11 protein-coding genes are annotated in these 12,857 nt (G+C 61.0%); 4 read left to right on the top strand and 7 right to left on the bottom strand.

Going from position 1 to position 12,857, the window contains the following annotated elements:
* Positions 1-51: 51 nt before the first annotated feature.
* Positions 52-567, bottom strand: a complete 516-nt coding sequence (locus A8O26_RS23225; RefSeq protein WP_007919523.1) for an Hcp family type VI secretion system effector — start codon at positions 565-567, stop codon at positions 52-54.
* A gap of 408 nt (positions 568-975) precedes the next feature.
* Here A8O26_RS23225 and A8O26_RS23220 point away from each other — a divergent pair, with 408 nt between their 5' ends.
* Positions 976-1,653, top strand: a complete 678-nt coding sequence (locus A8O26_RS23220; RefSeq protein WP_064120055.1) for a type 1 glutamine amidotransferase domain-containing protein — start codon at positions 976-978, stop codon at positions 1,651-1,653.
* Between the two features lie 54 nt (positions 1,654-1,707).
* Here the strand turns inward: A8O26_RS23220 and hglS are convergent, their stop codons facing one another.
* From hglS to A8O26_RS23190, 6 genes are all read right to left on the bottom strand, one after another.
* Positions 1,708-3,102 carry a 2-oxoadipate dioxygenase/decarboxylase HglS gene (gene hglS, locus A8O26_RS23215; protein ID WP_064120054.1) on the bottom strand — a complete coding sequence of 465 codons (1,395 nt, stop codon included), beginning with the start codon at positions 3,100-3,102 and terminating at the stop codon, positions 1,708-1,710.
* A gap of 88 nt (positions 3,103-3,190) precedes the next feature.
* Positions 3,191-4,411 (bottom strand): glycolate oxidase subunit GlcF, encoded by a 1,221-nt coding sequence (glcF, locus tag A8O26_RS23210; protein ID WP_064120053.1) that lies wholly within the window; start codon positions 4,409-4,411, stop codon positions 3,191-3,193.
* A gap of 2 nt (positions 4,412-4,413) precedes the next feature.
* Positions 4,414-5,463 carry a glycolate oxidase subunit GlcE gene (gene glcE / locus A8O26_RS23205; RefSeq protein WP_064120052.1) on the bottom strand — a complete coding sequence of 350 codons (1,050 nt, stop codon included), beginning with the start codon at positions 5,461-5,463 and terminating at the stop codon, positions 4,414-4,416.
* Positions 5,463-6,962, bottom strand: a complete 1,500-nt coding sequence (gene glcD / locus A8O26_RS23200) for a glycolate oxidase subunit GlcD (protein ID WP_064120051.1) — start codon at positions 6,960-6,962, stop codon at positions 5,463-5,465. Before glcD ends, glcE begins: the two co-directional genes overlap by 1 nt.
* Positions 6,963-7,017: 55 nt before the next feature.
* Positions 7,018-7,944 carry an alpha/beta fold hydrolase gene (locus tag A8O26_RS23195; RefSeq protein WP_064120050.1) on the bottom strand — a complete coding sequence of 309 codons (927 nt, stop codon included), beginning with the start codon at positions 7,942-7,944 and terminating at the stop codon, positions 7,018-7,020.
* 21 nt (positions 7,945-7,965) lie between these two features.
* Positions 7,966-9,420 (bottom strand): flavin-containing monooxygenase, encoded by a 1,455-nt coding sequence (locus tag A8O26_RS23190; RefSeq protein WP_064120049.1) that lies wholly within the window; start codon positions 9,418-9,420, stop codon positions 7,966-7,968.
* A gap of 189 nt (positions 9,421-9,609) precedes the next feature.
* On the opposite strand from A8O26_RS23190, the gene A8O26_RS23185 reads away from it, so the two are divergent.
* The 3 genes from A8O26_RS23185 (at position 9,610) to A8O26_RS23175 (ending at position 12,827) form a co-directional block, all read left to right on the top strand.
* Entirely contained in the window at positions 9,610-10,683 is a 1,074-nt protein-coding gene (locus tag A8O26_RS23185) for a diguanylate cyclase (RefSeq protein WP_064120048.1), read from the top strand.
* 213 nt (positions 10,684-10,896) lie between these two features.
* Positions 10,897-12,135 (top strand): M20/M25/M40 family metallo-hydrolase, encoded by a 1,239-nt coding sequence (locus A8O26_RS23180; protein ID WP_064120047.1) that lies wholly within the window; start codon positions 10,897-10,899, stop codon positions 12,133-12,135.
* A 389-nt stretch (positions 12,136-12,524) separates the two neighbouring features.
* Positions 12,525-12,827 carry a hypothetical protein gene (locus A8O26_RS23175; protein WP_064120046.1) on the top strand — a complete coding sequence of 101 codons (303 nt, stop codon included), beginning with the start codon at positions 12,525-12,527 and terminating at the stop codon, positions 12,825-12,827.
* Positions 12,828-12,857 lie beyond the last annotated feature (30 nt).

The raw sequence follows: 12,857 nt of genomic DNA, 5'->3' as shown, positions 1-12,857 counted from the left end.
AAACAACATCGACCAGCAGAGCTGGCCGATGCTTGTAACGATCAGCCGTAATTAAACGACTGGAGCACGCCAGTCATCGGAACCCGAAGTACCGGATACTTCGTGGGTCCAGGTGATTTTGCGGTAGGTGAACTGCACTTCTTCCAGGTGGGTGAAGTGCGAGTTGCCTGGATCCTGGCAGTTGTGCATTTTGTTGTTGATGGCGACGATGATCGCGTCTTCCAGTTTGGTGGTGTAGTAGTGCTCTTGGGTACCTTGAGCAGAAGTACGGAACCACTGGATAACGATTTCGCTCATGCGCTCGCCGGAGGTCAGAGCAGCTTGCAGCAGAGGCGAAGCCTTGTCGTAGACCTTGGTGATCACAACTGGCTTGTGAACGCGCTGACCGGTTGGCTGACCGGATTGTGGGTCACGCGGGATGATCACGTCGTGGCTGAAAGCCTGAACCATAACCTGGTCTTCGTGGCCTTCCTGGTAGGTGTTGCCTACGGAGTCAGCGGTGAATGCGCCTGCAGTGATCAGGCCTTGTTTTTCGCCGGTAACCGACATGTACGCTGGTGTTGCCATGGGGTGCTCTCCTTGCGGATAAATTTAGGGTGCCCGGGAGGCGGAATCGCCCGGTGGGTGCCTGACTGTTATCAAGGAGCGTGCCAGCTTTTGCGAGACCCCCGGTAGCGCGGGACGAAAGCGCTCTTGACTGCGTTTTTCGCCGCTCGCTGTCGCTGATCAATGGCAAAAGTGCGCAAGAAGTTGCGCAGTACTGCGCAACTTCTTGCGCACTCGTCTGGAAGCCACGTAGATCAAGGGCTGTAGCAGGATCGAGAGGCAAATTTCGTCAGCAAGTGCGCAACTTCTTGCGCAGTAAGGCCAAGCGCCATCATTGAGCCGAGTGAAACGATCCGCCGTCCTCCAGGGTCAATCACTCACACCCGCGCCAACGGCGCCTGAACAACCCATCATACGAGTGAGAACGACATGAAAATCCTGATGGTTCTGACCTCCCACGATCAACTGGGCGATACCGGCAAGAAAACCGGCTTCTGGCTGGAAGAGTTCGCGGCGCCGTATTACGTGTTCAAGGACGCCGGGGCGCAACTGACCCTCGCATCCCCCAAGGGCGGTCAGCCGCCGCTGGACCCGAAGAGTGACGAGCCGGATGCACAAACGGCTGCCACCGAGCGTTTTCGCAAGGATTCTGCCGCGCAGTCGGCACTGTCTTCGACGGTCAAGCTGGACACCGTGAAAGCAGCGGATTTCGATGCCGTGTTCTATCCCGGCGGCCACGGTCCGCTGTGGGATCTGGCCGAGGATCAGCATTCGATCGCGCTGATCGAGGCGTTTTACAACAGCGGCAAACACGTGGCAGCGGTGTGTCACGCGCCCGGTGTGTTGCGCCATGCCAAGGCGCCGGACGGTCAGCCGCTGGTCAAGGGCAAGCAGGTCACCGGGTTTACCAACAGTGAAGAGGAAGCGGTGCAGTTGACGAATGTCGTGCCGTTTTTGGTGGAAGATGAACTCAAGGCCAAGGGCGGGATTTTCTCCAAAGGTGCGGATTGGTCGAGTTACATCCGTGAGGATGGCTTGTTGCTGACCGGGCAGAATCCGGCGTCTTCCGAGGAAACCGCGCTCGCGTTGTTGTCCCGATTGCGCTGATTACAACACTGACTTTGTGGCGAGGGAGCAAGCTCCCTCGCCACAGGTGATTCGTTAATTTCGGTTCAGCTTCAGACCCAACAATTTTTCGCATTCCTCGATCGAACGTTGCTGCGTCTCTGCATACAACGCCAATTCATCAATGGTCGCGCGCCCCAGCGCCTGTTCGAAGGCCTGGCGATTGGCGTGTTCGCCGTAATGCGCCTGTGCCGCATCGCCGAGGTTCGACTGAAAAATCCCCGCCGCACTGACCGGCAGGAAATCTTCGTACACCAACGGCTCGACTTTCACATGGCCGTCGCGCAACAAATCCTCCAGCGACGCATCAGCGAGCCTACCCGCCGCAAGACCCTTTTCCGTGGCGAAATAGCGAAAGTACGCCAGCCCCTGTTCACGCATGCCCTCAACGCTGTCAGGAAATTCGCCAAAGTGCTGAGTCATCAGCGCGTTGTAGCGTGCGGCGTTGGCTTCGTTGGGGAAATCCCCCAGTTCATCGCGAGCGGCATTCAACAAGCGATCGTACAAGGCGCGGCCCTTGGGCGTCAGCGCTGCGCCACGCTGTTCGATTTCACCGAAGCGAGCGCTGTGGCTGCCACGGGTTTCATTCTGGTCGGTGAAGGCAATCGGCTCATCGAGCGCCTTGAAACTGGTCTGACGCAGCAGGATCGGGCACTGACGGCGCGGCGGGCCTTCGATCACCGCTTTGGGCGTGATGCCGTGGGCCGGCATTTGTTCCTGCGCGCGGTCGATGTCCAGCGTGCGCGGGGTCAGGTGGTTGATGTGCGGGCCTTTGAAGGCCACCACGTCGGCGATCAACCGGTGCTGGGCGCTCAGAGTCTGGTACTGCGCGGCGCTGACTGTGGCGCTGTGGTGCCAGCGAAACGTTTCCAGTGCCTGCAGGACGAATGCCTCGGCCGCGCGTTCATCAAGTCCGCCTGTGCTTTCAGCTTGTGCGATCAGGCGCAGCGCCTCCGGGGTGAAGATCGAACGCTGGGCCAGTACTGATTCGGCGAAGGCACGCAGTTCCGGATCCTCAATCAACTCCAGCCGCAACAACGAGGTAAACACTCGGAACGGACTGATCTGCAGTGCATCTTCATGCACCGCACGAAACGCCGTGGAATGCACCGGCACGCCCGCCGGTGTCAGGTCGTAATAGCCCACCGGCTGCATGCCCATCACCGCGAACAGGCGGGCGAGGGTGGCCAGTTCCGTGGCGGTGCCGACGCGGATCGCGCCGTGACGCTCCATGTCCAGCCGCTCGATTTCACCGGTGCTGTCGAGCTGCTCAGCAATAGCCGGCTGACGTGCAAGCACCTCGCGGTTGGTCTGCTCAACCAACGCCATCAGCGCACCGTACAACGGCACCTCTTCGCGGTACATGTCGGACATCGCTTTGGAGAAGCGTTGGCGGATCAGGTCGGGGCTGACGAACGGCTGCACGGTCATGAAAAAAATTCCTGCCACGGTCACGGAATGAATGGTGGAAAAGATCGCAGCCTTCTCGCACGCGGGCAAACGAAGAATCCTACGAACTTCATTCTGCCAACGACTGATCCACCAGCTCGATCCAGTGCATCACGCGCGTGCGGCCGGCGCTGGCCAGATGGCTTTGACAGCCGACATTGGAGGTGACGATCAATTCCGGGCGACCGCTCTCCAGCGCATTGAGGCGGTTGTCGCGCAGTTGCCGGGCCAGCACCGGTTGCGTCAGCGAATAAGTGCCGGCCGAACCGCAACACAAATGACCGTCCGGCACCGTCGTCAGGTTGAAACCCAGCCGGGTCAGCACGGCTTCCACCGCGCCGCCCAGTTTCAACGCGTGTTGCAAGGTGCACGGGCAATGCACGGCAATCCGCCGCTCGCTTGCTGCGCAGACTTTTTCCAGCGGTTCGCGATCGAGAATCTGTACCAGATCCAGCGTCCGCTCACTGATCTGCCGTGCCTTGGCGGCATACGCCGGATCGTCTTCGAGCAAATGCCCGTAGTCCTTGATGAAAGCGCCGCAACCACTGGCGGTTTGCACGATGGCTTCGGCACTGTTTTGCAGATGTGGCCACCACGCGTCGATGTTCTGCCGCGCACGGTCGAGGCCTTTGGCTTGCGCGTCGAGGTGATAGTCCAACGCGCCGCAACACCCGGCCTCGGCTACCGGGGTGACACTGATGCCCAAGCGATCCAGCACCCGCGCCGTGGCGTCATTGGTGTTCGGCGACAACCCCGGTTGCACGCAGCCTTCAAGCAACAACACCCGCCGCGAATGGCGCGGGGCCGGGCGCAAACCGGCAAGCGGCAGATGCTGCGGCAGTTTGCTTTCCAGCAGTCGCGGCAACAGCGGGCGGAACGTCGTGCCCACCCGCAGCAAACCTTTGAACAACCCCGGATTCGGCGCCAACGCGCGCAAGCCTTCACGCAACAGACGTTGCGCGGCCGGGCGCGGCACTGCGCGATCGATCACCGCGCGACCGATGTCGAGCAAGTTGTGATAGTCGACGCCGGACGGGCAGGTGGTTTCGCAATTGCGGCACGACAGGCAGCGATCCAGATGCAGTTGTGTCTGCGCCGTGGCTGGCGCGCCCTCGAGTACTTGCTTGATCAGATAAATGCGCCCGCGCGGGCCGTCGAGTTCGTCGCCGAGCAATTGATAGGTCGGGCAGGTCGCATTGCAAAAGCCGCAGTGCACACAGCTGCGGAGGATTTTTTCGGCCTCGGCGGCGCGGGGCAACTGGCGCGATTGTTCGCTGAGGGTGGTTTGCATGGCTAGAACTCCGCGTACATCCGGCCGGGGTTGAACAGCCCTTGCGGGTCGAGTTGCGCCTTGAGTTGCCGGTGATAGCGCAGCAGCGTTGGCGCCAATGGCTGGAACGGCGAATCGCTGGCGCCGTGGGTGAAACACGTGGCATGGCCGCCGAGTTCCTGGGCGAGGATATGAATGTGCTCGACGTCGGATTTCAGCCAGCGTTGCGCACCCGCCCAGTCGATCAACTGCGCGCCGGGCAGATCCTGCGGCCCGAGATTGTTCGGCAGCGACAGGCGCCACAGTGGCAAACCTTCGTCGAAAAACGCCAGGCGCTGTTCGTTCAAGTCACGCCAGAATTGCGAGTCCAATGGCTCGCCGCCGAGGCGTTGATGCGCCGCCGTCACCGAGCCTTCGCCGCCCTCGAGACGCAGATAAAGACTCTGACCGTCGTGGCACGCCGCGCTGATCGGCAGCGGTTGCTGGCCCCATTCGGCAAGGTTGGCCAGTGCCCGGGTGCAATCGATATCGAGGCGGATGCTCAGGCACTGGCGGGGTTTGGGCAGGACTTTCAGCGAGACTTCGGTGATGACGCCGAGGCAGCCGAAACTGCCGGCCATCAGTCGCGACAGGTCATAACCGGCGACGTTTTTCATCACTTCACCGCCAAAGCGCAGGTGCTGGCCGAGGCCGCTGATCACTCGAGTGCCGAGGACGAAATCGCGCACCGAGCCTGACCATGGCCGTCGTGGCCCGGACAACCCCGTGGCAATCATGCCGCCGACCGTCGCGCCTTCACCGAACCCCGGCGGCTCACAGGGCAACATTTGTCCGGCAGCATCCAGTGTCGCCAGGAGCTCGGACAGCGGCGTGCCGGCGCGCGCGGTGATCACCAGTTCGGTCGGCTCATAACCGACGATGCCGCGATGGGCGCGGGTGTCGAGCACTTCACCGGCGACCTCGCGGCCGAGAAAGGCCTTGCTGTTGCCGCCCTGAATTTTCAACGGGGTGGCGTTGGCCCGCGCCTCGTTGACTTGATCAAGCAGGGCGCTGGTGGCATCGGCGTCGACCATCAGAAACGCTCCAGCTCGGGGAAGGGCAACTGTCCGGCATGAATGTGCATCGCACCGAATTCGGCGCAGCGATGCAGGGTCGGAATGTTCTTGCCGGGATTGAGCAGGCCTTGCGGGTCGAAGGCGGCTTTCACCGCGTGAAACAGGCGCAGTTCATCGCCGTTGAACTGCGCGCACATCTGATTGATTTTTTCGCGACCGACGCCGTGTTCGCCGGTGATGCTGCCGCCCACCTGCACGCACAATTCGAGGATCTTGCCGCCCAGCGCTTCGGCGCGGTGCAGTTCACCCGGTTGGTTGGCGTCGAACAGGATCAGCGGGTGCATATTGCCGTCGCCGGCATGGAACACATTGGCCACGCGCAAGCCGTATTCTTCGCCGAGGCGGGCGATGCCTTGCAGCACGCCGGGCAATTCGCGGCGCGGGATGGTGCCATCCATGCAGTAATAGTCGGGCGACAAACGACCGATGGCGGGGAACGCATTCTTGCGTCCGGCCCAGAAGCGCACGCGTTCGGCTTCGTCACGGGCCTGCCGCACTTCGGTGGCACCGGCCAGTGTCATGACCTCGCGCACCCGTTGGCAATCATCGTGGACATCGGCCTCGACGCCATCGAGTTCGCACAACAGAATCGCCTCGGCGTCGACCGGATAACCGGCGTGAATGAAGTCTTCGGCAGCGCGGATGGCCAGGTTGTCCATCATCTCCAACCCGCCGGGAATGATCCCCGCCGCAATGATTTCGGCCACGGCGCGGCCGGCCTTTTCCACCGAATCGAAACTGCCCAGCAGCACTTTGGCGACTTGCGGTTTGGGCAGCAGTTTGACCGTGACTTCGGTGATGATCCCCAGCAAACCTTCGGAGCCGGTGAACAGGGCGAGCAAATCGAAACCCGCTGAATCGAGCGCGTCGGAGCCCAGCGTCAGACGTTCGCCTTCGATGGTCAGCACTTCGATTTTCAGCAGGTTGTGCACGGTCAGGCCGTACTTGAGGCAGTGCACGCCGCCGGCGTTTTCGGCGACGTTGCCGCCGATCGAGCAGGCAATTTGCGAGGAAGGATCCGGCGCGTAATACAGGCCGAAGGGCGCCGCTGCCTGGGAAATCGCCAGATTGCGCACCCCCGGCTGAACCCGCGCGGTGCGTGCGGCGCGGTCGATGTGCAGGATGTTGTTGAAGCGCGCCATCACCAGCAGCAGGCCTTGTTCCAGCGGCAAGGCACCGCCGGATAAACCGGTGCCAGCACCACGGGCCACCACCGGGACGTTTTTCTCATGGCAGAGCTTGAGCAGGGTTTGCACCTGATCGAGTCGACGCGGCAGGGCGACCAGCATGGGCGTGGTGCGATAGGCCGAGAGGCCGTCGCATTCGTAGGGTTTCAGTTCGTCTTCGCGCCACAAGATGTCGAGGTCTGGCACGGCGCGCTGCAAGGCCTTGAGCAGCTCGGCCTTGTTCACCTGCGGCAGCGGGCCGTCGAGGCGTTCGTCATAAAGAATGTTCATCTCAACCTACCGAATTCTCGCGCTTGAAATGCTTTCCTGTGGCGAGGGGGCATTGTCATCCTTGGGATTCCAGGAATTCGCGATACAGGCGCGCAGTATTTCCCGGCTGTTCGACCATCGGCATATGCCCGACGTGATCCCACACCTCCACGCGCAAATTGGCGATGCCTTTGCTCCAGACCGGCACGCTGCTGACGTCGATCAGCCGGTCCTTGCGGCCCCAGAGCAACAGCGCCGGGCACTTGATGTCGGCCAGTTTCGGCTCCATCGGCTCGCTGGCGCGGAAGTCGCGGAAGATCTCTTCCAGTTCATCGCGCTGTTGTTCGTAGCGCTGGGCGATAGCATCCAGAACCAGTTTCGGCACCCACGGCGGCGAGGCCATGGTCATCGCGTAAAAGCGCTGGAACTCCTCGCGGGAATTGATCAGGAACGGGTTATGCCCACGCGCGAGGTGGCGCTCCATGTCGCTGGCTTGCGGCGCGGTGACGCCGGCCGGGTCGATCAGCGCCACCGAGGCAATCCGGTCTGGATAGGTCGCGGCCAGCCACGCGGCGATGTAGCCGCCCATCGAGTTGCCGATCACGTGGACTTTTTCCACGCCGCAGACGTCGAGCAGTTGAATCATGCGCTTGGCCTGCAGCGCAATGTCGTAGCCGCCGCCGGCCTTGAAGCCGGTTTCACCGTGGCCGGCCTGGTCCGGGATGATCACCCGATACTGGCGTACGAAGTGCCGGGAAAAGCGCAGCCACAGGTTCTTGTCAGCGCTGTAGCCGTGCAACATCAGGATCGCGCTGGCCGCTTCGTACGGCCCGCCTTGCCAGGTTGACACCGTCATTTCGGCGATCGGCACTTCGATCTTGTGCAGTTTGTACAACTTGGCCTCGACGGCCATGTTCAGGTCATACAGCCAATGACCGACCGCCGGATAACTCAACCAGCTCCAGGCCACGAAAACCGCGAGGGCGACAAACAGCAAAAGCATCGACGTCTTCCTTTTACGTGTTCAGGACAGAATGTGGTCGGCCGGTTTCAGCGCCCGGGTCAAGCGGTGGTAGCTGAAACTGAAGCCGGGAAACATCGCGATCACATGACCGCTCTTGCTTTGATACCAACTGTGGCAGCCACCGGACTTCCACACCGTGCGCTCCATTTCCCGGTGGATCATTGCAGTGTAGGTACGTTCCGCTTCGGGGCGCACTTCGATGCTGCGCAGGCCTTGGGCTTTCAGCGTGCGGATGCAGTCGATGATGTAGTTCATCTGCGATTCGATGATGAACAGCGCCGAAGTGTGGCCAATGCCGGTGTTAGGGCCGGTGACGATAAACAGGTTGGGAAAGTCCGGCAGGCTGGTGCCCAGATAAGCGCGCGGGTATTGCGCCCAGACATCTCTGAGTTGCACGGCGTTTTTTCCGCTGACCGGGTAGGAAATAACCCCGTCGGTGGCGTCGTAACCGGTCGACCAGACGATCAGATCCACATCGATGTGCTGGCCGTCCTGCGTGTTGATCCCGCGTTCATCGATTGAGGCGATGCCTTGCTCGCGGGTGTGCAGCGTCACATTGGCGCGGGTCAACGCCGGGTAATAGGTGTTGGAAAGCAGTACGCGTTTGCAGCCGATGGTGAAGTCCGGCGTGAGTTTTTTCCGCAGCACCGGGTCGCGTACCTGACGTTCGAGCAAGCGCAGTGCCTGGCGCTGGACCATGTGGATCGCCGCTTTCGAGTATTTGAACGCAATCACCCGGGTTTCGAATTGCCAGTAGATCAACCAGCGCAACAGCTTATAGGCTGGTTTCAAACTCAGCAGCCAGCGTTGCAGCGGGCCGAAGGTGCGGTCAGCACGGGGCAGCACCCAGTGCGGCGTGCGTTGAAAGACATGCAGTTGCTCAACCTGCGGCGCAATCGCCGGAATCACCTGGACCGCGCTGGCTCCGCTGCCGACGATGGCCACGCGTTTACCGCGATAGTCGTAGCTGTGATCCCAATTGTTTGTGTGAAAACTCTTGCCCTGAAAGCGATCCTGGCCGGGGAAGTGCGGGATTACCGGTTGGCTGAGCGGGCCGGTCGCGTTGATCAGGAACTGCGCGTAGAAAGTGCCCTTGTTGGCGGTGTGCACGGCCCAGCGCTTGGCCTCATCGTCCCATTCGATGCGTTCGACGTTGGTTTGCAGTTCGACGCGCTCGCGCAAGCCGAACTGCTCGATGACATGTTCGGTGTAGCGCTGCAGTTCGGCCTGTTCGGCAAACATCTGCGACCAGCGGTACGCAGCGAACGACAGTGAATACAGCGGCGACGGCACGTCCACCGCCGCGCCGGGGTAGGTGTTCTGGCACCAGGTGCCGCCGAAGAAGTCCCGGCGTTCCAGCAGGCGAAAGTCGTCGATTCCGGCCTTGAGCAAGTTGACGGCCGCACATTGCCCGCCAAATCCGCTGCCGATGATCAACACGTGATAGGTGTGCATGGGCCTCCTTCTTATAGTTGTTTTTCCGTTTTCCTCCTTTCATGTATAGCCAAATATTTGCACTGTGTGCGGCCTTGATGTCGCTCTATTCAGCCCGCTGGCCGGTGATGGCTATTTAACGTCGCCCTGATAGACTCCCATCACATCTGTCCTACGCTGTGCAGGTTCCGTCGAGTCATCGAGGCCCTTATGGGAAACACGGGAGGAAAGGGACTTTCATTGGCCAGGAGGCTTTATACATCGCGAACCCTCGGCCTGGTCCTGGGGCTGCTGTGCGTGAGCGTGGCGATGTACCCGCTCGACCCGCCGGCCTGGGTCTGGGCGCTGATGGTGAGCAATGGCCTGATCTGGCCGCACCTGGCCTTTCAATGGGCGCGCCGTTCGAGCGTGCCTTATCACGCCGAACATCGAAACCTGTTGATCGACGCGTTCCTCGGCGGCTTCTGGGTCGCCGCCATGCAGTTCAATCCTCTGCCCAGTGCCACGACCATTTCGATGATGGCGATGAACAACGTCGCCATCGGTGGCGTGCGATTTCTGCTGGCCGGGCTGGCGGCGCAGATTCTCGGGGTCGGCGTCGGGCTGGTGGTGTTTGCCCCGGCGTTCATCCCGGCCACTTCGCCGCTGCAACTGTATGCCTGCCTGCCGCTGTTGATGCTGTATCCGCTGGCGTTGGGCTGGATCTGTTTTCGTCAGGCTTACACCCTCGGCCAGCACAAGCGTGAATTGCTTGCGCTGAGCCGTACCGACAGCCTCACCGGGTTGCTCAATCACGGCGCCTGGAAGGATCAACTGGAAATCGCCTTTCAGCGCTGCAAACGGCAGAAGCAGGGCGCAGCGATTGCGTTGATCGACATCGATCATTTCAAGGCGATCAACGACACTTACGGTCACGTCGCCGGCGATATCGTCCTGCGCCAGTTGAGCAAGATGCTTAAACAGAACCTGCGCGCGACTGATATTGCCGGGCGCTACGGTGGCGATGAATTTTGCGTGATTCTGCCGGAGCTGCCGCTGTTCAACGCCGCCCAGGCGATGGAAGCGTTGCGCGAGCGTTTCGCCATTCTCGGTTATGAGCAGAACCCGGCATTGAAAGTCAGTTTGAGCATTGGCCTGGCGGCCTACGATCCGGCGCATGCCGATGCGACGCGCTGGCTCAATGATGCCGATCAGGCGCTGTATGAAGCCAAGGCCAGCGGGCGTAATCGGGTGATCTGCAATTGCGATGACAAGCCACGGCAAACGTTGCTCGATTCGGTTTGACCGCTACACCGTAGCCCCCCTGTGGGAGCGAGCTTGCTCGCGAAGGCGTCCTGCCAGGCGATATCAATGTTGACTGATCCACCGCTTTCGCGAGCAGGCTCGCTCCCACAGGTTTTTGTGTTGTTGGTTAGATCAGTGTCGCATTCGGTGTAGAGCCTCGCGCCGATGTCGGGTACGGTTAAATCCCTCCCGACGCGAAACAAGGATCGCTTCATGACGTGCTCATTTCCCCGTTCCCTGCTGGCGGCCAGCCTTGGCCTGTCTCTCGCATTTTCTTCTCTCTACGCCTTCGCCGAACCGCACAAACAAGTGCTCGCCGATGCCGAGCAATACCAGCCTGAAGCGCTGAAGCTGCTGGAGCGGCTGGTCAATATCGACTCCGGCTCCGGTTATGAACCGGGCCTCAAACAAGTCAGCGACATCGCCATCGATGAGCTGAAAAAGCTCGGCGCCACCATTGAGTTAGTGCCCAACACGCCGGAAAAATCCAACCACGTACTGGCCACGTTCAAAGGCACCGGCCAGGCGAAGATCCTGCTGATGGCGCACATGGACACGGTGTTCAAGGAAGGCTCTGCCGCCGAACGGCCATTCCACATCAAGGACGGCCGCGCCTACGGGCCGGGCGTGATGGATGACAAGGGCGGCATCGTCGCCGGGATCTACGCACTGAAAGTCCTGAAAAACCTCGACTTCAAGGACTACGCGCAAATCACCTTCCTGCTCGATGCCAGCGAAGAAACCGGTTCGGACGTCGCCACCGACCTGATCAAGAAAACCGCCAAACAGCACGACGTGACCCTCAACCTTGAGCCGGGGCGTCCGGCCGACGGTCTGGTGGTGTGGCGCAAGGGCAGCGCGACGGCGCTGGTCGAGGTCAAGGGTAAGGCTGCGCACGCCGGCGTCGCGCCGGAACTGGGGCGCAATGCGGCCATGGAAGCGGCGCATCAGATCCTGCAACTGGGCAAACTCGGCGACGAGGCGAAGAAAACCACCATCAACTTCACCGTGCTCAAGGCTGGCGACCGCACCAACGTGATCCCCGATCAAGCCACGGCCAAGGCTGATGTGCGTGCAGCAGTGCCGGAGGAATTCGACCGGATCGAGAAGGATCTGGCGCGGGTGTCGCAGGACAAACTGATTCCTGAAACCGAAGTGAAGACTTCTCTGCAACGCGGTTTGCCACCGATGCCGCAGACGCCCGAGTCGGATCGCTTGATGGCCATGGCCCAAGGGATTTACGGCGAGATCGGCCGCAAGCTGACCGAAGAGGGCAGTGGTGGCGCGGCGGATGCCAGCCTCTCGGCCGGGGTCGGCACGCCGACGCTGGATGGCTTCGGGATTGTCGGCGGCAATATCCACACGCCGGAGGAGTACGCCGAAGTGGCGAGCGTGGCGCCACGGATTTATCTGTTGTCGCGGATGATTATGGAGTTGGCGAAGCCGCGCTGAGTGGGCCTGTGGTGTGACGGCCCCTCACCCTAACCCTCTCCCGGAGGGAGAGGGGACTGACCGCGTTGTTTGTTATTAACACGAAAACCTGAAGGATCAGTTTGAAATCAAAATCGGATACAGCGCGGTGTTTCAAGTCGGCGTAGCTCCCGAGCATCCCCCAATCAGTCCCCTCTCCCTCCGGGAGAGGGCTAGGGTGAGGGGCTTTTGTGGGAAAAGTGGAAGTCGCGGACGGCGCACAAAAAATACCGAAAAGTCTGACAGAAGCTCTCGTTGCGGCCGTTGAGCGCGGCTCTTATAGTCTCGGCTCGCAGAAAACTCCGCGACGATCTTGGCCGGTCGAATACAGCACCTGACCCCTATTTGGACCCCTATTTGGAGTGTAATCTATGACCGACCAAGTAATACCCCGCTACCTCCCCATCGACACCTACGACGCCGAATCCCCGGTGCTCTTCCTCAACACCCATTCAGAACTCAGCGACCTGGCCGCCTGTGCGATGCACCGGTTTGTGGTCGTGCGCGATCTGGCGGACACCTTCGCCAGCCTCAGCCTCAAGGACATTTCCGATTGCGATCTGACACGGGTGACCAGCGCGGTGCATCTGTTGATGCGCGAGGGCTGTGCGATTCTGAATGTGATTCAAGCGCGGGCGGTGCAGCGGGAAGAGGCTTATAAAACGCCGATGTAGCGGTGTAGCGGCAGACGCCTTCGCGAGCAG

The sequence above is a fragment of the Pseudomonas fluorescens genome, assembly GCF_001648775.1.
GTDB classification, from domain to species: domain Bacteria; phylum Pseudomonadota; class Gammaproteobacteria; order Pseudomonadales; family Pseudomonadaceae; genus Aquipseudomonas; species Aquipseudomonas fluorescens_M.
This window is presented reverse-complemented; position numbering and strand designations above follow the sequence as displayed.

What these genes read in the sequence shown, in the direction of transcription:
- A8O26_RS23225 (WP_007919523.1), bottom strand. Translation starts at nt 567, where the DNA reads ATGGCAACACCAGCGTACATGTCGGTTACCGGCGAAAAACAAGGCCTG.
- A8O26_RS23220 (WP_064120055.1), top strand. Translation starts at nt 976, where the DNA reads ATGAAAATCCTGATGGTTCTGACCTCCCACGATCAACTGGGCGATACC.
- hglS (WP_064120054.1), bottom strand. Translation starts at nt 3,102, where the DNA reads ATGACCGTGCAGCCGTTCGTCAGCCCCGACCTGATCCGCCAACGCTTC.
- glcF (WP_064120053.1), bottom strand. Translation starts at nt 4,411, where the DNA reads ATGCAAACCACCCTCAGCGAACAATCGCGCCAGTTGCCCCGCGCCGCC.
- glcE (WP_064120052.1), bottom strand. Translation starts at nt 5,463, where the DNA reads ATGGTCGACGCCGATGCCACCAGCGCCCTGCTTGATCAAGTCAACGAG.
- glcD (WP_064120051.1), bottom strand. Translation starts at nt 6,962, where the DNA reads ATGAACATTCTTTATGACGAACGCCTCGACGGCCCGCTGCCGCAGGTG.
- A8O26_RS23195 (WP_064120050.1), bottom strand. Translation starts at nt 7,944, where the DNA reads ATGCTTTTGCTGTTTGTCGCCCTCGCGGTTTTCGTGGCCTGGAGCTGG.
- A8O26_RS23190 (WP_064120049.1), bottom strand. Translation starts at nt 9,420, where the DNA reads ATGCACACCTATCACGTGTTGATCATCGGCAGCGGATTTGGCGGGCAA.
- A8O26_RS23185 (WP_064120048.1), top strand. Translation starts at nt 9,610, where the DNA reads ATGGGAAACACGGGAGGAAAGGGACTTTCATTGGCCAGGAGGCTTTAT.
- A8O26_RS23180 (WP_064120047.1), top strand. Translation starts at nt 10,897, where the DNA reads ATGACGTGCTCATTTCCCCGTTCCCTGCTGGCGGCCAGCCTTGGCCTG.
- A8O26_RS23175 (WP_064120046.1), top strand. Translation starts at nt 12,525, where the DNA reads ATGACCGACCAAGTAATACCCCGCTACCTCCCCATCGACACCTACGAC.